21 protein-coding genes, 2 pseudogenes and 1 other annotated feature are annotated in these 23,373 nt (G+C 37.2%); of the genes and pseudogenes, 13 read left to right on the top strand and 10 right to left on the bottom strand.

Annotation, left to right across the window (positions count from 1 at the left end; translation table 11 throughout):
* Positions 1 to 101: 101 nt before the first annotated feature.
* The 3 genes from kduI to ACWNMY_RS14850 are packed head-to-tail and all read right to left on the bottom strand — an operon-like array spanning position 102 to position 2,638.
* The gene (kduI, locus tag ACWNMY_RS14860) at positions 102 to 932 is read right to left on the bottom strand and encodes a 5-dehydro-4-deoxy-D-glucuronate isomerase (RefSeq protein WP_449539046.1); all 831 of its coding nucleotides are present in this window, start codon (positions 930 to 932) and stop codon (positions 102 to 104) included.
* 44 nt (positions 933 to 976) lie between these two features.
* Positions 977 to 1,990: a PfkB family carbohydrate kinase gene (locus ACWNMY_RS14855; protein WP_449539045.1), complete on the bottom strand. Its 1,014-nt coding sequence runs from the start codon at positions 1,988 to 1,990 to the stop codon at positions 977 to 979.
* 3 nt (positions 1,991 to 1,993) lie between these two features.
* Complete coding sequence (locus ACWNMY_RS14850) at positions 1,994 to 2,638, bottom strand: bifunctional 4-hydroxy-2-oxoglutarate aldolase/2-dehydro-3-deoxy-phosphogluconate aldolase (protein WP_449539044.1); 645 nt, start codon at positions 2,636 to 2,638, stop codon at positions 1,994 to 1,996.
* 147 nt (positions 2,639 to 2,785) lie between these two features.
* Here ACWNMY_RS14850 and ACWNMY_RS14845 point away from each other — a divergent pair, with 147 nt between their 5' ends.
* The 4 genes and pseudogenes from ACWNMY_RS14845 to ACWNMY_RS14830 form a co-directional block, all read left to right on the top strand.
* Positions 2,786 to 3,547: an IclR family transcriptional regulator gene (locus ACWNMY_RS14845; protein ID WP_449539043.1), complete on the top strand. Its 762-nt coding sequence runs from the start codon at positions 2,786 to 2,788 to the stop codon at positions 3,545 to 3,547.
* A 132-nt stretch (positions 3,548 to 3,679) separates the two neighbouring features.
* Positions 3,680 to 3,922: a binding site (T-box leader), on the top strand.
* 44 nt (positions 3,923 to 3,966) lie between these two features.
* Positions 3,967 to 5,304 carry a branched-chain amino acid transport system II carrier protein gene (gene brnQ / locus ACWNMY_RS14840; protein WP_449539042.1) on the top strand — a complete coding sequence of 446 codons (1,338 nt, stop codon included), beginning with the start codon at positions 3,967 to 3,969 and terminating at the stop codon, positions 5,302 to 5,304.
* Between the two features lie 170 nt (positions 5,305 to 5,474).
* Positions 5,475 to 5,975 (top strand): TRAP transporter substrate-binding protein DctP, encoded by a 501-nt coding sequence (gene dctP, locus ACWNMY_RS14835; protein ID WP_449539041.1) that lies wholly within the window; start codon positions 5,475 to 5,477, stop codon positions 5,973 to 5,975.
* Positions 5,926 to 6,486, top strand: a pseudogene (locus ACWNMY_RS14830) (SLC13 family permease); the annotation flags it as partial. The gene dctP and the pseudogene ACWNMY_RS14830, both read left to right, overlap by 50 nt.
* Positions 6,487 to 6,530: 44 nt before the next feature.
* Here the strand turns inward: ACWNMY_RS14830 and ACWNMY_RS14825 are convergent.
* A complete protein-coding gene (locus ACWNMY_RS14825) occupies positions 6,531 to 7,715 on the bottom strand; it encodes a toxic anion resistance protein (RefSeq protein WP_449539040.1) in 1,185 nt (394 codons plus the stop codon).
* A 5-nt stretch (positions 7,716 to 7,720) separates the two neighbouring features.
* Positions 7,721 to 8,371, bottom strand: a complete 651-nt coding sequence (locus ACWNMY_RS14820) for a 5-bromo-4-chloroindolyl phosphate hydrolysis family protein (protein ID WP_449539039.1) — start codon at positions 8,369 to 8,371, stop codon at positions 7,721 to 7,723.
* Positions 8,372 to 9,140: 769 nt separating this feature from the next.
* Between ACWNMY_RS14820 and ACWNMY_RS14815 the strand changes: the two genes are divergently transcribed.
* Genes ACWNMY_RS14815 through ACWNMY_RS14800 form a run of 4 tightly spaced genes read left to right on the top strand, consistent with a single transcriptional unit; the run spans position 9,141 to position 11,853 of the window.
* Positions 9,141 to 9,536 (top strand): GntR family transcriptional regulator, encoded by a 396-nt coding sequence (locus ACWNMY_RS14815; protein ID WP_449539038.1) that lies wholly within the window; start codon positions 9,141 to 9,143, stop codon positions 9,534 to 9,536.
* The gene (locus tag ACWNMY_RS14810; RefSeq protein WP_449539037.1) at positions 9,523 to 10,419 is read left to right on the top strand and encodes an ABC transporter ATP-binding protein; all 897 of its coding nucleotides are present in this window, start codon (positions 9,523 to 9,525) and stop codon (positions 10,417 to 10,419) included. The genes ACWNMY_RS14815 and ACWNMY_RS14810 overlap by 14 nt, the downstream gene beginning before the upstream one ends.
* On the top strand, positions 10,403 to 11,140 hold the full coding sequence (locus ACWNMY_RS14805) for a hypothetical protein (RefSeq protein WP_449539036.1): 738 nt from the start codon (positions 10,403 to 10,405) through the stop codon (positions 11,138 to 11,140). The genes ACWNMY_RS14810 and ACWNMY_RS14805 overlap by 17 nt, the downstream gene beginning before the upstream one ends.
* Positions 11,140 to 11,853, top strand: coding sequence for a hypothetical protein (locus tag ACWNMY_RS14800; protein ID WP_449539035.1), 714 nt, complete (start codon positions 11,140 to 11,142; stop codon positions 11,851 to 11,853). The genes ACWNMY_RS14805 and ACWNMY_RS14800 overlap by 1 nt, the downstream gene beginning before the upstream one ends.
* Positions 11,854 to 11,878: 25 nt before the next feature.
* Here ACWNMY_RS14800 and ACWNMY_RS14795 read toward each other — a convergent pair whose 3' ends face one another.
* The 4 genes and pseudogenes from ACWNMY_RS14795 to ACWNMY_RS14780 form a co-directional block, all read right to left on the bottom strand.
* Positions 11,879 to 13,021 carry a glycosyltransferase family 4 protein gene (locus tag ACWNMY_RS14795; protein ID WP_449539034.1) on the bottom strand — a complete coding sequence of 381 codons (1,143 nt, stop codon included), beginning with the start codon at positions 13,019 to 13,021 and terminating at the stop codon, positions 11,879 to 11,881.
* The gene (locus tag ACWNMY_RS14790) at positions 13,018 to 13,575 is read right to left on the bottom strand and encodes a phosphatase PAP2 family protein (protein WP_449539033.1); all 558 of its coding nucleotides are present in this window, start codon (positions 13,573 to 13,575) and stop codon (positions 13,018 to 13,020) included. Before ACWNMY_RS14790 ends, ACWNMY_RS14795 begins: the two co-directional genes overlap by 4 nt.
* A gap of 23 nt (positions 13,576 to 13,598) precedes the next feature.
* A pseudogene (locus ACWNMY_RS14785) lies at positions 13,599 to 14,924 on the bottom strand (UDP-glucose dehydrogenase family protein).
* Positions 14,925 to 15,077: 153 nt separating this feature from the next.
* Positions 15,078 to 16,448, bottom strand: a complete 1,371-nt coding sequence (locus tag ACWNMY_RS14780) for an MATE family efflux transporter (RefSeq protein ID WP_449539032.1) — start codon at positions 16,446 to 16,448, stop codon at positions 15,078 to 15,080.
* A gap of 201 nt (positions 16,449 to 16,649) precedes the next feature.
* Here ACWNMY_RS14780 and ACWNMY_RS14775 point away from each other — a divergent pair, with 201 nt between their 5' ends.
* The 3 genes from ACWNMY_RS14775 (at position 16,650) to ACWNMY_RS14765 (ending at position 19,519) form a co-directional block, all read left to right on the top strand.
* The gene (locus ACWNMY_RS14775) at positions 16,650 to 17,957 is read left to right on the top strand and encodes an alkaline phosphatase family protein (protein ID WP_449539031.1); all 1,308 of its coding nucleotides are present in this window, start codon (positions 16,650 to 16,652) and stop codon (positions 17,955 to 17,957) included.
* A 75-nt stretch (positions 17,958 to 18,032) separates the two neighbouring features.
* Complete coding sequence (locus ACWNMY_RS14770) at positions 18,033 to 19,286, top strand: MFS transporter (protein WP_449539030.1); 1,254 nt, start codon at positions 18,033 to 18,035, stop codon at positions 19,284 to 19,286.
* Between the two features lie 56 nt (positions 19,287 to 19,342).
* Positions 19,343 to 19,519 (top strand): SE1832 family protein, encoded by a 177-nt coding sequence (locus ACWNMY_RS14765; RefSeq protein ID WP_449539029.1) that lies wholly within the window; start codon positions 19,343 to 19,345, stop codon positions 19,517 to 19,519.
* 32 nt (positions 19,520 to 19,551) lie between these two features.
* Here the strand turns inward: ACWNMY_RS14765 and ACWNMY_RS14760 are convergent, their stop codons facing one another.
* Positions 19,552 to 20,925 (bottom strand): TolB family protein, encoded by a 1,374-nt coding sequence (locus tag ACWNMY_RS14760; protein WP_449539028.1) that lies wholly within the window; start codon positions 20,923 to 20,925, stop codon positions 19,552 to 19,554.
* 181 nt (positions 20,926 to 21,106) lie between these two features.
* On the opposite strand from ACWNMY_RS14760, the gene ACWNMY_RS14755 reads away from it, so the two are divergent.
* Together ACWNMY_RS14755 and ACWNMY_RS14750 are read left to right on the top strand one after the other, a co-directional pair.
* Positions 21,107 to 21,472 (top strand): DoxX family membrane protein, encoded by a 366-nt coding sequence (locus tag ACWNMY_RS14755; RefSeq protein ID WP_449539027.1) that lies wholly within the window; start codon positions 21,107 to 21,109, stop codon positions 21,470 to 21,472.
* Positions 21,473 to 21,679: 207 nt separating this feature from the next.
* Positions 21,680 to 23,173, top strand: a complete 1,494-nt coding sequence (locus tag ACWNMY_RS14750; RefSeq protein WP_449539026.1) for a peptide MFS transporter — start codon at positions 21,680 to 21,682, stop codon at positions 23,171 to 23,173.
* Positions 23,174 to 23,373 lie beyond the last annotated feature (200 nt).

Below are 23,373 nucleotides of genomic sequence, written 5' to 3'. Positions count from 1 at the left end.
GCATTACCTTTTTTCAGCTAAGGCTTGAACTCAACTAAAACTGATAGATTCTTGCAATTATCAATCCACTCACAGTACTAGTGGACTACTTGTGATTGAAATTAACGTAATTTATCCATTGGTACCATGTCCATATCAGTGTAAGTGATGTTCTCTCCACACATACCCCAGATGAATGTATAGTTGCTTGTCGCAGTACCTGTATGGATTGACCAGCTTGGTGAAATGGCAGCTTGTTCGTTTTTCATAACAAGATGTCTTGTTTCTTCAGGTTGACCCATAAAGTGGAATACACGAGTCTCAGGTTCCATATCAAAGTATAGGTATACTTCCATTCTGCGTTCATGTGTATGACATGGCATTGTGTTCCAAACACTTCCTGGTGAAAGCATCGTTAATCCCATTTGTAGCTGACAGCTTTCACAAACATTTGGATGTACATATTGATAGATTTTACGCTCATTTAGAGTTCCTGGCTCTCCTGCTTCTAAAGGGGTAATTTCGTTAATATCAATTTTTACAGTTGGATATTTGTGGTGTGCTGGTGTTGAATTAATATAGAATTTTGCAGGATTGTTTGGATCCTTTGAACGGAATAATACTTCCTTCGTTCCTTTACCAACATATAGCCCATCTTGACGAACCATGTTGTATTCTTCACCATCTAAAACAACTAGGCCTTCTCCACCAATGTTGATAATTCCTAATTCACGACGCTCTAAGAAGTACTCCACACCTAATTCTTTATCAAGCTTAATTGTTAGTTCCTTATCAGTAGGCGTAACTCCGCCAAAAATCATGCGATCGTTATGTGTATATGTTAAATGTACCTGTCCAGGCTCAAAAATTGTTTCAACCAAAAATTGGTTTCTTAATTCATCTGTATTAAATCTTTTAATTTCCTCCGGATGATTTGCATAACGTGTTTCCATAATCAAATTCCTCCTAAAGTTTTGTTATTTTATATTGAATATCTTTAACGGACGATTTTTCCAGGCGCATTCTCAGCAAAAGCCTTTATTTCCTCGACCGAAAAGACATTACTATCCCCATGAATCGTATGTTTTAAAGCAGAAGCTGCAGTAGCAAAAGTAACTGTTTGCAAAGGATCATGTTCTTCTAACAATCCAAATAGGATTCCTGAAGAATATGCATCCCCTCCACCAACACGATCGATAATCGGATTGATCTCGTGTACCTTTGATTGATACAGCTCACCATTCACAAATAAATTTCCTTGCAATGTATTATGTGAAGCTGAATATACGTCTCTGAAAGTCGAATATAAGCACGTAATATTCGGATACATTTCTGTTATTTTTCGATAATAGAAAGCGAGCTTTTGAGATTTATCTAAAGATTCATCTGCCTTTTCTAATCCTAAAAGATAAAGCGCATCCAATTCACCGCAGGAACAAATATCTACATATGGTAAAAACGGCTTTATCGTCTCAGATGCTTCCTGTTGACTCCATAATTTTGCACGGTAATTAAAATCAAAGCTTGTTGTCACACCAAATTCTTTTGCAGTTTTTAAAGCCTGTAGTGTTACTTCCTTTAATGAATCTGAAAGTGCCGGTGTAATACCGGTAATATGGAAAAGGTCTGCACCTTGTAGCATTTCAGCAAGATTCAGTTCATCTCTCGTAATCTGAGAAAAGCTTGAGCCTTTGCGGTCATATGTAACTTGTGCAGCTCTTTCACCAACACCAGTTTCTAAGTAATAAGTACCTAACCTCTCCCCGCCCTTTAAAAGGTAATCCGTTTTTACACCGAATGATCGTAAGTGCCTTTCAGCTGCTTGACCTAGGGGATTATGGGGTACCTTGCCTGCAAAATACACATTATAGCCAAAGTGCGAAAGGGAAGCGGCCACATTTACTTCTGCTCCACCATAATGCAAGGTGAGCTGGTCTGATTGAAAAAGACGTTCTCCCAAATTAGTTGATAAGCGAAGTAGAGGTTCACCTAATGTCACAATCTTTTTCATCGATTACGCCTCTCTTGCTTCTTTAACTTTTGCTACATACTGCGCTGCATACTCAGTAATCTTTTCATATTCTCCTGTTTTTGCAGGGGCTACTAGATTACCTCCAACACCTACTGCTACACAGCCATTTTTAATCCATTGATCAATATTATCCAGGCTAACTCCACCAGTTGGCATAATGTTCACTTGCGGAAGCGGTGCCTTAACCGCTTTCACAAAATCCGGTCCAAAGGCATTCCCTGGGAATAGCTTAATAATATCTGCACCTGCTTCAAGTGCACGTTTCATTTCGGTTATGGTCATGCACCCAGGCATGTATGGAATTTGATACAAGTTACATAGTTTAGCAGTTTCTTCATCAAAGCTCGGACTAACGATATATTCTGCTCCTGCTAAAATAGCAATACGAGCAGTTGTCACATCAAGAACCGTCCCTGCACCAATCACCACGTCACTATTTTTATAGATGGAAGCTAGTTCTTTAATTACTTCATCAGCACCATCAATTGTAAAGGTAACTTCAATCCCAAGGATTCCACCCTCTACACAACTTTGAGAAATCTTAACTGCTTCTTCTTTAGAGTCTGCTCTTACAACTGCTACAACTCCACATTCTGCAATTTTTGAGAGTACATTTAATTTTTTCATATTTGCCTCCAAAATGTCTTATGTATTTCCTATTTGGAAATTAATTTATTATATGGAAACTTACAATGTTATTATATATAATAAAAAATGAGATTTCAACCATATCATTTGATTACTTCTAAAACATGAACGAAAGAGATGATTATCTTGGAAGAGAAAAAGCAACCGTATGGAACAGTTCTTTTAAAAGCAGATAATATATTAAAATACTTATCCTCAGTAGATAAACCTCAAAGTCTTCAACAAATTGCAAAGGAATCTGATTTGACAAGCTCTACTGCTTTAAAAATACTAGATACACTTCAATTAATTGGATATGTCCATAAAGATACCGAAACAAAGAAGTTTCGACTGGGTAGGTCAATCATTAAATATGCAAATAAAGCACTGAATCAAATCGATATTAAGGAGATTGCGCAACCCTATTTAGAGACACTTAGAGAACGTACGAGCGAAACGGTTCACTTAGGGATTCTTGACCAATCAAGTATCGTGTATATTACAAAACTAGAAAGTTTCAATCCGGTTTCCTTCTACTCACGAGTCGGTAAAACAATCCCGCTCTACTGTTCCGCAATGGGAAAATCAATCCTTGCTGACCAAACAGATCAAGAGATTGAAAGTTATTTACATGAAACTACACTAAAAAAGTTCACCAAAAATACACTGATTACGAAAGAGGATTTTTTAAACGAAATTGATGAAATACGTAAAAGTGGATTTGCTTTTGACAAAGGAGAACATGAATTGGAGATTTTTTGCGTGGGAGCAAGTATTACTGTAAATGGAGTAAATCATGGTGCTTTTAGCGTGAGCGTTCCAAAATACAGGATTACTGACGAGTTTATCAATCAAATTATTGATGATGTACTTGCATGTAAACGAGGGATCGAAGGAGAACTTATCTAAAAGTGAAAAGGCTAAGCTGCCTTTTCACTTTTTTTGGTAGTGTGACGTTTATTATTACTAGATACATAATAATAAAAACTATCTAAAAATTCGTTGACCTTCTTTTTCTTCTCTGATAATATACTGATATATTAAAAATCAATGACGAGAAAGAGTACGATAGGAAGTCTGTTCTCCAGAGAGTCGACAGTTGCTGAAAGTCGATGTTCAGAGCTTATCCGAAAATCATCTTCGAGGTGCAAAGCTGAACAAAGTAAGCTTTGACGGGAAGTCCGCCGTTACAAGGAACACGTATGTTTGTACGTTGCTAAAGCGCCGTATGTCTTTTTAGACTTCGGAATGTGGGTGGTATCGCGAGTTAAACTCGTCCCTATTTTAGGGGCGAGTTTTTTTTATTTTAGTAAAAAGGAGAGAGTACGTTGAAGAAATTGGATACTTTATTTATTGGCTTTATGTTATTTTCTATGTTTTTTGGAGCTGGAAACCTTATTTTCCCTCCGTTTTTAGGGGCAGGATCTGGTACAAATTTCTGGCTTGCGATTGCTGGTTTCGTTGTAACCGGGGTTGGATTACCCATCGCTGTTATTTTTGCAGTATCACTCGTAAAGGGTGGCGCACAAGCAATGGGGAACCGTGTTCATCCAGTTTTTAGCACTACCTTTATTGTCGCTGTTTATTTATGTATCGGACCCTTTCTTGCCATCCCACGTAATGCAAATGTTGCATTTGAAATGGGAATCACACCTTTTTTACGTAATTCAGAGAGCACGTCCCTAGTATTATTCGTATTCTCACTTGTTTTCTTTGCGCTTGTCTATCTCGTAAGCTTAAACCCTAGCAAAATGGAAAAATACATGGGACGCTTTATTGCCCCTACTCTATTAATCGCCATGGTTGTCCTTATTATAGTCGGATTCATGGAACTAGATGCTCCGTTTGAGAACCCAACAAAACAATACCAATCCGGTGCGTTTTTTACAGGTTTTCTTGAAGGGTATAACACGATGGATGCACTCGCTTCATTGGCATTCGGAATTGTTATATTAACAGCTATTCAAAAAAAGGGGATTGAAAATCGATCACAGCTGACAACCTATACGTTTAAAGCAGGGCTTATTGCAGGTTTACTCCTGGCAGCTGTTTATGTAAGTCTAGGAATAATTGGAGCTAAAATGGCGAATAGTGGCTCGTATGAGGACGGAACAGATATTTTATCTACTGTTGCTACATTATTGTTTGGTCAAAGTGGTACTGTACTGCTTGGGTTTATTTTTACATTAGCTTGCTTCACCACTGTTGTTGGATTAACAACTGCATGTGGGCAGTACTTTTCAAATCTGATTCCAAAAGCTAGCTACAAAGCAGTTGTTATTATTGTCACTGTGACTGGGTTTACTCTCTCAAATCTTGGTTTAGCACAAATTTTAAAGGTATCAGTACCTTTTCTAGTTATTGCTTATCCACTTACAATTGTTTTAGTCACGTTAACTTTTTTCACTAAATACGTAAAAAACGTGAAGGCAGTATATGGTAGTGCTATGTTATTCACCGGTGTATTTGCAGTTCTGAGTGGACTACGCGCATTTGGTATTGATTTGGGACCATTACAAGATGTCCGGGACATGCTTCCCCTTTCATCTGTTGGATTAGAATGGGTTGTTCCCGCTTTACTTGGTACTGGACTGGGTTTACTTTTTCCAAAGGTAAAGTCTACTAAGGAACTCGTAGAAGAAGGTAACAAAAAAGCATTATTATAACTCCACACGCTAATAGTATGGTTTAAATTCGCCTAATCGCATGAGAGTACTGGTTATCGAACCAGTACTCTTTTTCTATGTTAAGAGCCAGTTTTTCCACTTTAAGGATTATTTTCATTTATATGCACACGCTAAAAGAGGCTACGAAATTTATGTAAAAGCTTTATTTTATGATTATAGGAGGTCACTGCATGAGAACAATTGCCCTAATACTATTTTTTGTAATAAGCACATTTTTACTAGTAGGTTGCAACAATGGAGATTCTGGGGTTAAGGAATTGAAGCTTGCTCATAATCAAACATTGGATCATCCGGTTCATTTATCGCTTGCAGAGTTTGGGAGACTGGTTGAAGAAAAATCAAACCATAAAATAGAGGTAAAGCTATATCCAAACGGCCAATTGGGGAGCGAGCGTGAAGTACTAGAATTAACACAGTCTGGTGCTGTTGATGTCGCTAAAGTAAGTGCAAGTGCGTTAGAAGGATTTGAGTCTGACTACTCCGTTTTTAGTTTACCGTACTTGTTTGGGTCCTACGAGGAATTCGAGAAAAAAATGAATGATACGGCAATTACGAATCAACTTTTTTATAAAACGGAAGATATCGGTATTATTGCTTTAAGGTGCGGCAGTTGCCGTTATCTATTCAGTGATTTTATCTATTATTTATAAAAACTTTAAGCCAAAGGATTTACCAGGTATTTTTATTGAGACAATCGAAATAACAGGGATGATTCTCTTTTTAATTACGGCCTCCGCTCTCTTTTCACTTGTTATGTCATATATGAGATTACCTGAAGCCATTAGTAATGCACTACTTTCCATAACAGATAATCAGATTGGAATTATTCTCATTATTATTTTTATCTTGTTGCTAGTAGGTACCTTTATGGATATTACGCCTGCAGTTCTAATATTTACGCCAATTTTTCTACCGGTTGCTAATAGCTTTGGTATGGATCCTGTACATTTTGGAATGATCCTATGCTTTGGGTTATGTATCGGTAATATGACACCACCAGTAGGCAGTGCCCTATTTGTAGGGTGTAGTGTTGCAAGGGTAAAAATTGAAGAAGTAGTCCCAACGTTGTTACCTTATTTCGGAGTAGTCATTCTGGTTTTATTGTTAGTTGCCTTTATTCCACAACTATCCTTGTTTTTACCTCAGTTGTTTGGATTGTAAAATATGAAAGGATAGATACCCTTGTTGGTACCTATCCTTTTTATTTAGTCTGTTTTTATTTCTAAAAGCTTTTGACGTAGCTCTGTTTCCATAGTAGCAAGATCATGCTCTGCTTGGCGACGTTTATTTCTACCTTCCTCTTGAATACGAAGTGTTTCTTCCAACGTAGAAATAAGATTTTCTTTTGTTTTCTTTAATGTTTCAATATCGACTAAACCACGTTCATTTTCCCTGGCTGTCTCAATTGTGTTACTTTTCAACATTTCAGCGTTTTTAAGTAACAGCTCGTTTGTCGTTTTCGATACTTGTTTTTGAGCTTCCACCGCATGTCGCTGTCTAATTAATGTTAGTGCAATCGCCACTTGGTTTTTCCATAATGGTATTGCTGTCATGATCGACGATTGGATTTTTTCTACAAGTGCTTGGTTAGTGTTTTGAATAAGTCGGATTTGTGGCGCACTTTGAATTGTGATTTCTCTGCTGAGCTTTAAGTCGTGTACACGCTTTTCGAGACGGTCCGCAAATTGAACCATGTCATTTACCTCTTGGACCTTCATTTGATCTTGTGTAGTTTCAGCCACTTTCTTTAGCTCTGGAATCGTCTTTTTATGAAGTTCCTCAAGTTTAATTTCACCTGCAGCAATGTACACATTCAACGCATCAAAATAATCTTTATTGTTCTCATAAAGCTTTTCAAGTATGGCTATGTCGGATAACAGTACATTTTTACTTCTATCAAGCTTTACACTTATCCGATCAATTTGCGCACCCGTTTTTTGATATTTTGATAATACTTCTTGTACCGAATTTGAGATTTTCCCAAACATCCTAGCAATAACAGAGCGTTTTTCAGGATTTAATTCCTCTGGCTTCATATCATCAAGTCGCTTCATAAGGTCTGAGATAATCTGCCCAACCTCACCCACATCATTTTTCTGAACATGCTCAAGCATTGTGTTTGAAAATGAGAGTAGCTTATTTTGAGCTGGAGTACCATAAGAGATCATAGCTTGATGGTTGGTCGGATCAATTTGCTCAGCAAGTTGAAGCGCTTTTGCCTTATTTTCTTCCGGAAGCACATCAACTAATCGAATAGGTTTCTTTTCTTCTGTTTGAGTAACAATAATCGGATTTTCTGTATTATCTTTCTGTTCATCAAATGGATTTGATAGTAATTCATCCATTAGGTTTGTCGGTTCTTTATATTTTGGGGTATTTTGTTCACTCATATTGACTACCTCCTATTTTGATCAATAAACGTAGAATCATTTCCATTTTTATTTGATTGCTTAGCAACGTCAATTTCGAAATGTAAATCATCTATATCGTTGGATAGCATTTTGTGTAAATCCTTTTCAATTGTGCCTGTTAATTCTTCAAGCACCCTTCTTGTTTCATGTAACGTTCTTTCAAGCTCACTATTCTTTCTTGGTTGTGAAGATAGAAATGCATATTTCTCCGTTAATTCCACTACTGAATCAAGATGGGAAAAATAAAAACGTTCTGCCTTGTAAAATCGTCTTGGCTCACTTTTCGTTAACCGATAGATTTTCTTCGTGACACGATGAAGATCAACTCTTTGCTTTAAGGACGGGATGTGACGAATGGAAAATAAAGACTTATTCAAACGAGCAATTTTTTTCCTTGCTTCTTTAAGATTCTGCTCTATATATCGATATTCCTTCCTCGTTAGCCGATGTTTTCGTAAAAAGGATTGCTTCATTATAGCTGATGACGTCAAATAGGTAATTCCACCACCTACTAAAGCAAATCCGGACGAAAGTAGGAAGGTTTGATCAAATGCAAAAAAACTAACTAACCATACAGTAACCGTGGCCGGTACAGTGATAAATGATTTTAGTATAAAAGCGAGAAATGGATTCATACGATCGACTCCTAACATTCTGTCTTACTACTGTATACGAATGAATGCGAAACTAGGTTTCATATTTCCTTCTGAAAAAATGCATATTACTGTCCAATTTTTGGATAGCCGTTATAATGCAAAGATTGGTAAAGTCTAAGTTGTGGGTGTGGTTATTGAAAATGCTTATGAAACAAAAATTTATGTAGACTACATTCTCAGCGAAGGGCTTAACTTGGTGATTTAACCTGGTTTTTCCTATTCATAACTCTGATGAAGGACTTAACTTTATATCTAGATCTGAGTTTTAGTCTTCATCACCCCGATGAAGGACTTAACTTTGTGACTAGACTAGAGTTTTGGTTTTCATAACCCCCATGAAGGACTTAACTTTATTACTAGACCAGAGTTTTAGTCTTCATAACCTCGATGAAGGACTTAACTTTATATCTGGATCTGAGTTTTAGTCTTCATAACCCCGATGAAAACTTGGTCCCACCACCTATACTTGTTCCATAGCCAAGCTTCTTCCTCATCCTAACTATACTATAAGAATTTTATTCGGACTATGGGCCTAATCATTACAAGAATCTAAGACTCGAGACGTATTTTTACAAAAGCCTCCCCTAAAGGTACCTCATTCACAACCGTATCCTGCACATGTTTCTAGCCTAATTATGGTCATTTTCCAAATTTTATAGTAAATTCTCTGGATATTTTTCATATAATGTAATATAGTACATTATATCACTAATGCACTAATGTACATGAACACCTAGGAGGTGTCTGAATGATTTTTAAGCAAGATGGGACAAAACCAATATATGTACAGATTTCTGAATGGATTGAAACAGAGATCTTAAGTGGCGCACTACTCGAGGACCAAAAGGTTTTTTCTCAATACCAGCTTGCAGAGATGTTTCAAATTAATCCTGCCACGGCTGCAAAAGGACTTAACCTGCTTGCGGATGAAGCGATTCTTTATAAAAAAAGAGGGTTAGGCATGTTTGTTGCACCGAACGCCAAACAATTTATCTTAGAGAAAAGGAAAAATCAAACAATGAAAAACCTCGTATCTGAACTTGTAATGGAGTCTGAGCGTTTAGGAGTAAGTGAAGAAGAATTACTTACCATGATTCGGATTGAAAAAGAAAAACAAAGGGGGAATCACGATGAACGTAGTTGAATGTCAAAGTGTATCTAAGCAATATGGCAGAGCAATAGCTTTAGATAACCTAACCTTTACAATCAAGCCTAATACGATTACAGGTGTAATTGGTAGAAACGGTGCGGGAAAAACAACACTCTTGAAAACACTAGCTGGTTTCTATCGTACATCCGCTGGAAATGTTCGTGTTTTTTCTGAGGATCCATTTAATAATCTGAAGGTTTCTTCCAATTTGATCTTTGTTGACGATAACATGGTTTTCCCACCATGGTTAACTTTATCTGAGATACTAGAGGCTAGTTCAACATTTTATCCTAATTGGGATCGTGACTTAGCAAAAAGACTATTTGATTATTTTGATTTGCATCCAAAACAATTACATCACCATTTGTCAAAGGGTATGAAAAGTACGTTTAATATGATTATTGGACTTTCATCTCGCTCTCCCCTCACGATATTTGATGAACCCACAACAGGAATGGATGCTGCAGTTCGGAAAGATTTTTACAAGGCGTTACTAAAGGATTATATTGCCTACCCAAGGACAATCCTCTTTTCGAGCCATCTTCTTAGTGAGATTGATACCTTTTTAGAAAATGTTTTACTGATTCGAAACGGGAAAGTTGCCTTACATGAATCAGTCGATGATTTGAAGGAGTATGCGATTGGGTTACGCGGAAGATCAAGTGTGATTCAAGAGGTAACTGGAGGTATGGAAGTCCTTCACGAAGAAGACTTCGGAAACGATTACACCTATTCAGTTGTAAAAAATATATATCCAGAATCAACCTGGCAGGAGGCCAAGAAACGAGGAATTGAACTCACTCCTGTGGCAACGGAAGACCTTTGTGTGTACCTCACGTCAAAAAATAAAGGAGGTATAAATGATGTATTTAAATGAAACTAGTTTGCTTGAAGTTATGAAAAGACAGTTTATTTTTAAGGTTCGAAGTTATTATGGTGCGTTTACTAGCCTTGCAACTGTTCAAGCGATTGCCATTTTGTTTTCATTCAATGGAGTCGGGCAAATGGGGCTTGGCGGTGATGCAATAAACATCTCAATTAGCACATTTTCAGGGAGTTTAATTTACTTTTTTACAATCTTTTGGGCATTCGTTACGGCGATTACCATTACAACAAAACCCTATCATTATATCGATTTTTCATTTGTAACAAATCGGATAAGTAGTCATTTATCAACTGTTGGCATGCTATTCGTTTATTCGTTCATCGCTAGTATGACAGCTATGTTTGCCGGGATTCTATTGAGGGTCATTATGTATTTTAAATCTGCACAAATGATTGGAGACCACTACTTCCTATCATTTCCGGATTTACTACTTGGTGTATACTCTGGAACACTATATATCTTCCTCTTTGCGGTATTTGGGTATTTAATAGGAATGTTTGCACAGTTGCATAAACTGTTAGGATTTGCAATTCCCGCATTACTTATCGGCTGGAGTATTTATGAAGTAAGATCTTTTGACACCTTTACTCCTTACACTTTCTTTGCACTCGAACCATCAATTCTAGTTTTCTCACTAAAAGTCGTGTTTACTACCGCACTATTACTGGTGATTGTAATGGCCGCAACGAATCGATTGGAGGTGCGTAAGTAATGACAGCGATTGGTACGCTCATTCTTCCTATTATTATTTTATTAATCTTAGCTGTTGTTTTAATCTCCATCATTTTGGGTAAAAAACACAAAGGAGTAAAAAGTACAAAGATATTACTTGGGGTCTATTTTTCTATTTTAGTAGCCTCGGTTATTGTCTATTATTTATTGCCTGAAGAGAAGTTTGTTTCAGATACCCCTAATGAACATAATCATGTAAAAGTAAACTTCGAAGAAATTCACAATGCTTCAAGAACTGGACAATTTACTGATGTTGAAGGAGTAAATGAAAAAAACACATGGAACCTTACCTACTTGGAGAACGAGTTGGATGTATCGTTTTTGGAAGATACAAATGGTATGCATACTTTTTTTGAACGGAAAGAGAGTATGGATGAGACAATTGAAATCACTTATTATGTGGCGAATACTATTATACAAGGGATTGATTTCTTCCACCAAGTCCCAATTCCTGTTATCTCAATTGAAGGTGATCGTTTAATTGTTAGCAATAATGGTCCTCAAGAAGTAAAATTTTCTAGTTTCCATAATGAATTTGTTATCTCTCAATTTAAAGGCGGTGGCCTTGAACAGCAATTTGATGATCATTTTGATGAAGAATTCGGACCACGGGGTTATCAAATACTACATGTTAAAATCCCTAAAAACCTTGAACTTACTGGAAGCGAATTTATCGAATATGTAGAAAAGTAAGGAAGGGTCTTCCCCTTCCTTTTATTTACGCATATTTTTGTTTTTGTTGCTCTTTTAGTACTGTTGAGTAGCTTTGTAGTAATTTTTCAAAAATAACATCCCATTTTTGAGTAAGTGCATATCTTCGCCCTTCCATTCCCATCCGATTCCTAATTCCTTCATTTTCCAACAACCGCAAAATAGCTTTATTCATTTCCATCCCATTACCAGGTTCACATAAAATTCCTGTTACACCTTCTTGAACTACATTCCTTACTCCACCAGCATTTGCACCGATCACAGGTGTCCCGCTTGCCATTGCCTCAAGCATGACATTTCCGAAGGTTTCAGAAGGTGATGGGAATACAAACACATCAGATGCAGCATATAATTCAGCCAATTCGTTCCCTTTCAAGAAACCAGTAAACTTCATATTTGTAGGGGCTTCTTCCTCCATCTTTCCTCTTAGTGGTCCGTCACCGACAATCAGCCACTGGATTTTTTCCTTCCACACAGACGGCAACGAATGAGCCATTTCAATAAGTAAGTCTACATTCTTTTCTGGCGCTAATCTCCCCACATAGGTCAACAAGTACTTTTTAGAAATCTGGTATTTTTCCCATACATCATTTTTCCTATAGTAAGGGTGAAACAACTCACAGTCTACACCTCGGGGCCATATTTCTACATTAGCGAACCCTTTCTCCTCTACCTGCATTTTCGTCTGTAGCGAGGGTACAAAGAGCTTTTGAAATGGTTTATGAAACCACTTCATATAGGACCACAAAATAGTGGACAAAAATTGCAAATCATAAAATTGTAGATAGTAGTCAAAATCTGTGTGGTAGGAACCGACAAGTGGGATGTTTAACTTTTTTGCATAATAGTTTCCGCAAAGTCCAATATTGAACGGTGTTGCCACATGTATTATGTCTGGTGCAAACCTCTCTAACTCAGCACGAATATGAAGCATATTTGGAAAAGCAATCCGGCACTCTGGATACAGGAAAAAGGATAAGCTTTTAAATCGATGTATATTCATAGATACATATTCTCCCGATTCAGGCATCGGAGCAAATACCTTAACCGAGTAATTATGTTCTCTTAGATAATCTGTATACCGTTTCAGCGTACGAGCCACACCGTTTACCTCTGGATAATACGTATCAGTAAAGATTGCTATTTTCATAATATCCCCCTTAATGGTACCTCGGTAAGTTGATTCACGAAAAAATAGCTTGTTATTCCAGCGGTTGTTCCTAATACCCCTCCTGCCAATACGTCAGACGGATAATGTAGCCCTAAAAATATTCTTGATACCCCAACACATATTCCAATAGGCAGAAGGATAAATGATAAGTTTGGAATGACGAATAAAAATGGAATAATAACTGAAAATATAGCTGTTGTATGTCCTGAAGGAAACGAGTGGTCAGTCAATGCTTTTACAGGAAACTTTGATTTTTCTACTATTAAATACGGCCGTTTCCTTGGATACAACTTTTTAATAATATGAACAGGTAAATGACTTACGGCTAAGGATAGTACACTTGCTACTGCAGCCATTCTTAATTGATTGCTAGTGAAAAAGAACAAAGATAGACAAGCAATAATGGTAAAGGTTGCTCCTCCAATATACGTAATCCTTGAGAAGAAAAAGTGTAGAAACTTTCTATCATAATACTGATTTACCTTTTGAAAAATTCGACAATCGACATCATAGACAGACAGAAAGAGTCTCATGTTATCATTCCCCCTTTTAGAATTCACAGTTTATTGGTGAATGTATTAAAGACTGTTGGCCTGCCAACTGATACATATTGCAAGGGATATTTCTGGACTTCTTCAATTGAGTAGCAATTTCTACCATCTATTACAATTGGTTCCTTCATATAAAAACGGTACAAATTAAGTGGGAATTGTTTAATCTGATCCCATTCGGTCGTAATAATCGTAAGATCCGCTTTCTGTATTGCTGTTGGAATGTCATCTGTATAGGCAATGGAATCTCCAAACAATTTCCGTGCGTTGGGGATTGCTAACGGGTCATACGCTGTAATATCAGCACCCTCCTTATACAATTCTCTAATTATCGTTATTGATGCAGCATCTCGTATATCGTCGGTATTAGGCTTAAAGGAGAGCCCTAATATCGCAATCTTCTATCCTCTTATTGATTGTAGAATTTCTTTCGCTTTACCTACTGGAAATGCTTGTTGACGGTTATTTACTTGGATAACTGCCTCTAGTAACTCAAAGGTTTGTCCGAGGCTTCCTGAGGTGTGTAACAATGCTCTTGTATCCTTTGGAAAACAGGAACCTCCATAACCAAGCCCTGCTTTTAGGAAATAAGGGCCAATTCTTTTGTCTTTTCCAATTCCAAACGTTACGTCATCAATGTTTGCTTCTACTTTTTCACACATTCTTGCTATCTCATTCACAAAACTAATTTTTGTTGCAAGAAATGCATTTGAAGCATATTTAATCATTTCAGCACTTTTTAGATCTGTCTTTATGATGGGAATCTTAAGAGGTAGGTAGATTTTTTCAATTATCAAAGCAATTTCATGGTTCTCTGATCCGATTACAATTCGGTCACCGAAAAAGAAATCAAAAACAGCAGTGCCCTCTCTAAGGAATTCGGGGTTTGACACGACATCTACCTGAAGATGCGGGAGCTTTTTTGATTCAAGAATTCGTTTTAATTTTTCATTTGTTCCTACTGGGACAGTACTTTTTGTACACACAATCACATCTTTTTCAATATGAACAGCAATTGCTTCTATAACGTTATAGATAAAGTCTAAATTTGCTGTACCATCTTCTCGTTGAGGAGTACCAACCGCGATAAAGATTATGTCAGCTGTTGAATACGCATAGCGAGGGTTTGTTGTAAAATAAAGCTTCCCCTCCATCAGATTTTTCTGTAGTAGTTGCTCTACTTCTGGTTCATAGATTGGCGAATACCCTTCTTGAAGTTTTTCGATTTTTTCTTCTTGGATATCGATACATATAACTTCATGACCAATTTCAGCTAAACAAACACTCGTTACAAGTCCTACATACCCTGCACCTGCTACTGTAATCTTCATCTAACCCCTCCATATCCTTTTATTACATACTATCGAAATATTGCGATTATTTTCTTTAGCTAGTGTTAAAGAATTGTAAAGTTTTGATTAGAATCCATAAAAAATAGGAAGGGAGATCCCCTTCCTTTAGAATACAGAAAAAAATTGTCTGGTTTAGACACTTTCTAACGATTTTTTCTCTGAAAACTTTTTTCGTTGGATAAAAATAAGCCTTGCTGAAAGTCCAATACCTGCAGCTAATAGGCCGAATGTTAATCCAAGCCAATAACCTGCAGCACCAAGATTTGTAAAGTGCGCAAGCATCCAGCCAGATGGTAAACAAATTAGCCAGTAGGCGATCAATGTCATTACAAACGCTACATTCACATCTTTATACCCTCTTAATGCAGCTTGAGCAGTCGCTTGGATTGCATCTGATACTTGAAAGAATAAAGCATAAATTAAGAAGTGAGCTGTTAATGTAATAACGGCTGTTTCCGTTGAATAGAAACCTGCCACTTCATAGCGGAATCCAATGACAAACACCCCTGTAACAAGTGCTATAATCATCGATAATCCTATACCTAACCAACTATACATTCTCGCATCCTTGTAACGTTTTGCACCAACCTCGTATCCAACCAAAACAGTTAACGCCATTGAAACGCTCACTGGAATCATATACAAAAACGAAACAATATTTAGCGCCGATTGGTAAGCAGCAACCGTCGTGACTGAGAACGTACTTATTAAAATGGTAACGACCGCAAACATACTTGTTTCGAAGAAAGTTGAGAGGCCCATTGGAACACCGATCTTTAAAATCTCCTTACTTTCCTTCCAAGAAAAACCCTTACGTCCAACAAAAACTTTATATGAGGAGAAGGGTTCTTTCGACACAATAATAAATGAAGTTATTCCTACAATAACCCAATAGGTGATCGAGGTTGCATATCCAGCACCCGCACCACCAAGAGCCGGAAACCCCCAAAATCCAAAAATTAAAACAAAGTTTAATAGAAGATTAATAGGCACGGATACGAGTAAGATAAACATTACAATCCTAGTTATGCCTAACGCATAAATAAATGATCTCAATACATTGAATATAAATAGGGGAACAATCCCGAAGCTAAGCCCGACTAAATAATCATGTGCCGTTTGATGTACATCTTCCGAAAGATTCATTACGTTTAGTAAGGGATTTAATAGGATTGCTCCGGATATGATTACCAATAGACCTATAAGTAATCCTAAATAAACTCCACTTGAAACAACAATCGATACTTCCTTATTTCTTTTTTCACCAAACCGTTGAGCAGCTATTGGCGAAACAGCCAGAAGAATTGCACTTAATCCGGTAAAAATAGGATTCCAGATTGATGAACCGATGGCCACTCCAGCAAGATCAGAAGAATTATATCTACCAGTCATAACCGTGTTAAAAAACACCATAGAAAACATCCCAAGCTGTGTAATTAAGATTGGAATTACCATCACAAAAATCAGTTTTACTTTTTCTCTTATTGTATTTGTTTCATACATTGATGAAATCTCCTAACACGTAAAATCAAACATAACTTTTATTATATTCCATTCTTCATTGAAAGGAATACTTTTTTTGTATATCTCAATTTGCTACTTCTTTCCCATCATTTACACTATTTTCATATTTCAATTCCAAATTTTCTGTTATATTTATAGTAGATTTCAATATTTTTCTATTTTTATAGGATGGAGGTCCACATGTCTCGACTTACAGAACATTTATTAGTCATTTCATTTGACTGCCTATCTTCACTTGATTTTCCAATTATACAAGAGCTTCCTCATTTTAGAGAGCTATTACAGCACGCATCCTATTGCCGAAATGTTGAAACCATCTATCCATCTGTCACCTATCCATGTCATGCCACAATTGTGACTGGTAAATATCCAAGGAACCATGGAATCGTCAATAATACCTTTCTTCAGCCGGGTCGACTTTCGCCAGATTGGTATTGGCATAGATATCATGTTAAAGGAACGACATTATATGATGAAGCAAAAAAAGCTGGTATGAAAACCGCTGCATTACTTTGGCCGGTTACCGCGAAGGCAAATATCGATTACAATATGCCCGAAATCTTTGCAAATCGACCATGGCAAAATCAAATTCTTGTTTCCTTATTCAATGGTAGCCCACTTTATCAACTGGATATGAATCGTAAGTTCGGACATATTCGAAAAGGACTCAACCAACCTGAACTGGATGACTTTGTTTTAGAGTCGACGGTTGAAACAATAAAATCAAGAAAACCGAATTTAATGCTCGTTCATTTTGTAGATTTAGATTCCCAACGTCATTATCATGGCTTTTCTTCACAAGAAGCAATGGATGCTCTACGCCGACATGATGAAAGGTTAGGAAGAATTATGAATGCCCTAAAAGAAAGTGGAATCTACGATAATACAACAATTGTTGCATTAGGCGACCACAGCGCCTTAGATGAATCGAAAGCTGTAAAACTTAATGTTTTATTCAAACAAGCAGGTCTTATTACCGTGAGTGACGAAGGAAAAGTAATAGATTGGAAGGCATACTGCAAAAGTTGTGATGGCTCCGCATATATTTATATAAAGGAAGAATCTGATATACAAACCAAAGAACAAGTAAATGCACTATTATCAAAACTTATTCAAAACCGTGAAAATGGAATCGAACGCATCCTTACAAGTGACGAAGCAAAGGAAAAAGGCGCAGATGAGAAGTGTGCCTTTATGATTGAAGCCCAATTAGGCTATTATTTTAAAGAGCAACTAGAAGGCGAGTATATTGACAATATTCAGGTAGAAGATGTTCGTGAAAAGCGGTATACCTTTGCTAGTCATGGATATTCGCCCGAAAAGGAAAATTACACAACAGTATTCATAGCATCCGGGAAAGGTATACGTGAAAACATGGAAATCCCAACGATGCATTTAGTTGACGAAGGCCCTACCTTTGCTCGATTACTCGGTCTTAACCTAGGAAATACAGATGGTAAAGTTATTGAACAATTATTAGATGACTAGAATTGTTCACAGGATTCGAATTAGGCTTCATGAAGACAGATAGAGTTGCAAACTATCTACAAGGGGGGATATGAGATGAAACGGTTTACGAAAGAGGAAACAAGTTGGATGTATTATGATTGGGCGAATTCAGCTTATTCGATAATTATTACGACAGCTGTATTTCCGATTTTTTACAAGGCAGCAGCAACGAATGCTGGTGTGAGCGCTGCAAATTCAACGGCATATTTGGGATACACGATTGCTATTTTCACATTTATTTTGGCACTGATTGGGCCAATATTAGGTACAATTGCAGATTACCAGGGGTACAAAAAGAAGTTTTTCACCTTCTTCTTTGTATTAGGGGTATCTGCAACAGCCTTATTAGCATTTATTCCAAGTGATAACTGGCTACTTTTACTCATTTGCTACACCTTTGCTGCATTAGGTTCCACTGGTGCGAATGTTTTTTATGACGCATTTCTTGTGGATGTCTCGACAGAAGATAGAATGGATAGAGTTTCCGCACGAGGGTATGGGCTTGGATATATCGGTAGTACGATTCCATTTATGCTCAGCATCGCAATTATTTTACTTGCACAAAATGAAATCCTTCCTATTTCTGCAACAATTGCTAGTAAAATCGCATTCTTAATTACAGCAGTATGGTGGGGATTGTTCTCCATCCCATTATTTAAAAACGTTCACCAACGTTACTATATAGAGCGTGAACCAAATCCGGTTGCAAACAGCTTTAAACGCTTAGGAACAACCTTTAAGGAAATCAAAAAGTACCGTGCAGTCTTTCTATTTTTAATTGCCTATTTCTTTTACATTGATGGTGTTGGCACCGTTATTTCAATGTCTACTGCATACGGAACTGATTTAGGTATTAACGCAACGAATCTATTAATCGTCTTATTCGCTACTCAGGTTGTTGCCGCACCATTTGCTGTACTATATGGTAGATTAGCTCAAAAGTTTACGGGTAAAAAGATGCTATACGTTGGGATTTTTGTCTATATTATCGTGTGTATATACGCGTTTTTCCTAAAAACAACACTTGATTTCTGGATCCTTGCAATGCTTGTCGCAACGTCTCAAGGGGGGATTCAAGCGTTAAGCCGTTCGTATTTTGCAAAGCTTGTTCCAAAACAAAAGGCGAACGAATTCTTCGGTTTTTATAATATCTTTGGTAAATTTGCATCCATTATGGGGCCATTATTAGTTGGTGTGACATCTCAACTTACAGGAAAATCAAATATGGGTGTTTTTAGCCTAGTTATCTTGTTTATTGTTGGCTTTATCATCTTAACTCGTGTGCCAGAAACAAGCGATGTGAAATAGGGCATTTCCTCATTCTGAATGTTATAATTGAAAAAATGAAGAAATGAGGATACACAATGGATAAAAAAGCAATTGAGTACCAAATTCGCGAATTAAAATTAGATTATGTTCGCCTCCAAAATGACTTGGAAAAATTGGATTCTGTAAATGGAAATATTTCTCCACTCGAACGCCAAATAGCGGAACTTGAAGAAGAAATTAGTGTCTTATCAAAAAAACTGCGTGAAATGTAAAAGGGTTGCAACTATTCGTTGCAACTCTTTTTTTATATAAATTGGATTGTTCTTGCAATCTGATTCAAGTGCACTTCATCTGCCCATAGTATAAAATAGTTATAGGTTGCACCTTCGATTTGAACAGGTATAGGATACCTGACAATAGCAGCAGCCTGAGAATTCATTTCTGGTGGTTGGTCTGCTGAAGGATAAATGAAACAGGCATCTTGACCACGGATTTTCGTATGAAATACTCGAGGTGTTGAGCCATATGGCATTAATTGATGATAGGCCTCTCCCCTACAAACTTCATGAATATCATTTCCACCACTTATTGCAGATATCTGAAAGAAACCATCAGCGCCCTCGTATCTTTCATTATTTATCTTCTGCCAATTCGATGGATAGTAAAATCTTACCCTAAATAATTCATTTGAGAATAACTTCCTGGAGGGTTGAACATTCGCAGATGACCAGGTGAGATTACTTATGAGTGGCTCTCTTACTACTAATGCAGGAATTGGATTCTGTAGATCAACAAACCATATTTCTGTTGCATATCCCATCTCGTTGCATCCTGACAAAAATGCAATTGTTCGACTATCAGGTGACCAGGTAACAGGTGTTGCAAAGCAGGAAGAAGTTGCAAGGACCCTTTCACTTTCTCCGCGTTTTCCAACAACTCGTATTTCATTATAATAGCCGGTACCTTCAGCAAAAGCTGTTGCACTAAAAGCAATCAGTTGAGAGTTTGGTGCCCAGGTTGGAAAATAATTCTTTGCCTGCCCCCCACCTTCAATTTCAAATACCTCTCCTGTTGACAAATCAACTGTTCGTATGAGCGAAATACTTGCACCAGGTGTTGTATAAAGCGCGAACAAACCATCTGGAGAGAGTGATACAGTATTTAATGGCCCTTCTAACGTAGTAGTGATTTGGCTTCTCCCTGTTCCATCTGAAGAAATTTGAAACAATTGCTGGCTACCCGATTCATCAACACTTTGAAAAAGCAACTCTTTTCCACTTGGAAACCACTGTACGTCTGATGCCTCTTCTTCCGGAATGCTTTTCGCACGATGAGAAACAACATCATACATCAGAATTTGATTTCTTGTTGTATAGACAACAGTTTTATTGTCTGGTGACCAATCTAGGGTCAAATCTTTATCTGGGTCAATTTGATCAATTGCAGCGATCCTAAGTGTCGAAAGGTATACGATATATACAATTCGATTTTTTCCTACAAATGCAATTTTACTGTTGTCTCCTGACCAAATAGGCTTTGAATTGGTATCTGCTAACCCATTTGTTAGCTGAAGCCTATCTCCATTATGGACGTTATAGATCCAAATATCATGTTGCCCTCCTCGTGTCGAGGTATAAGCAATCTTTCCATTTTGTCGTACTCTATAAAAGAATGACATATATTCATTCCTCCTATAAAAGATGTCTTTTGCCCATTTTATTCATACGATGTGAATGGGTTCTTTTTCTAAGAGGAATGGAATCAAGGCTTACTACTAAATATCTATTTATATAATTGCAACGTCATTACGTGAATAGTTTGTCCCCTCAAGCATAGAGTGATAGAAAAGGAGGGATATCGTGAATAAATCATTTACAATCATGAAACTAATACGGTATGTTGTAGCGTATGTTTTTATTTCATCTGGGTGTTTATTACTACTGAGCAATGAGCTTCATTCTGTGTTTATGAACCTACCAATACCTACTCCAGATCTTTTAATTTATGTTGTGGCTATTCTTGAAATTGTCTGTGGACTTTTAATTGCGATGAATAAAGAAGTCAAAAAAGCTACAATTCCTTTGATGATTATTATCATAGCGGCCATTCTATTAACAAAGATCCCACTACTACATACTGGATTTCTACAATTTGCCTTTGCTGCGAGATTAGATGTTGTAATTCTGTCATTATTATACATTTTATATAATTCGCACCATAAATAGAGTTACAAATACCCATATTAGGAAAAGAAAACAGATTGCAAACGCAATCTGTTTTATTATTCTATTAAAAACGACGGATAAACCCCTTTCAATAGTTCAAAAGTTACAAACCTTATAAAATAGTTATTCAACTCAGAATTTTCTTATGTTTGACATTATGAAACTATTTGAATTATTATACCAATATACTAATTTGGAGGTTAGATTATGTCAGGCTATAATAGACAGAAAATTGTGGACAGTGTTCCCCAGAAGGGTTTCTTTGGACATCCTAAAGGGTTATTCACACTGTTCTTTACTGAGTTCTGGGAGAGATTCTCATATTATGGTATGAGAGCAATTCTTTTATATTATATGTACTATGAAGTAACTGAAGGTGGACTCGGTCTACCAGAGCATACAGCCTTAGCTATCATGTCCATCTATGGATCACTTGTCTACATGTCAGGTATTATTGGAGGATGGTTAGCAGACCGTATATTTGGTACTTCCAAGGCCGTATTCTACGGTGGAATATTGATTATGTTTGGGCATATCGCACTTGCGATTCCTGGTAGCATAAGCTTGTTCTTCGTATCCATGGTTCTTATTATCCTTGGTACAGGATTATTAAAGCCAAACGTGTCTAGTGTTGTTGGTGAAATCTACAGTGAAACAGATACACGTCGTGATGCAGGATTCAGTATCTTTTATATGGGGATCAACCTTGGTGGTTTAATTGCTCCGTTAATCGTTGGAGAGGTTGGATTGAAGCATAATTTCCATTGGGGCTTTTCAATCGCTGCTGTTGGTATGTTCTTCGGTTTACTTATGTTTGTGTTCACAAAGAAAAAAAATCTTGGTCTTGCTGGAACAATCGTTCCAAACCCTATTGCACCTGGGAAAAAGAAAAAGGTATATTCTCAAATTGGTATAGGTGCCGTAATTCTTGCAATTCTAATTGCTATAACTATAAATATTGGTATTCTTACATTTGATTCATTCATTGCATTAGTTGGTATTCTTGGATTCCTTATTCCAGCTATTTACTTTATCACGATGTATCGTAGTCCAAAAACAACTGATGTTGAGCGTTCTAGAATCTTAGCCTATATTCCTTTGTTCTTAGCTGCTGTTATGTTCTGGTCTATCCAGGAGCAAGGAGCAACAATTTTAGCGAGCTATGCAGATAAACGTACTCAGTTAAATTTTGCCGGCTTTGAAATTTCACCTGCATGGTTCCAATCGCTAAATCCATTATTTATTATCATTTTAGCGCCTGTGTTCGCGTGGATGTGGATGAAGCTAGGTAACCGTCAACCATCTGTTCCGAAAAAGTTCTCACTTGCGTTACTATTTGCTGGTCTTTCTTTCCTTGTGATCCTTTTACCAGTATACTTTGGTGGAGCTGATACATTGGTAAACCCATTATGGTTGGTGCTTAGCTATTTCATCGTTGTGTTAGGGGAATTATTGCTATCACCTGTTGGCCTTTCCGCTACAACGAAATTAGCGCCTGCTGCCTTTACAGCACAAATGATGAGCTTATGGATGTTATCAAATGCTGCTGCACAAGCACTTAACGCACAGCTTGTTAAGTTTTACACACCTGAAACTGAAATGACCTATTTCGGAGTAATTGGTGGAGCATCAATTGCATTAGGTATTATTCTTTTATTTGTATCACCTATGATTCAGAAGTTCATGAAGGGTGTAAACTAAGAACAAAAGCGCAAGCGCCTTGATTAATGAACGTCCACTAAAGGCTGCCACGTCCTGTGGCAAACGTGGACATCAGCACATCATGTGCAAGTCCGACAAGCATAAGACGAGACGGCGAGAAGGTTGCTCTTTGACCTTCTTGACGGATTGGCTTATGACCTCGAGGGGCTAGGCGCTGGAGCTAGATGTAGATAAACTCA

The organism is Ferdinandcohnia sp. Marseille-Q9671 (assembly GCF_976954385.1).
Note: the sequence above shows the minus strand (reverse complement) of the source record. Positions and strands in the feature narration are given on the sequence as shown.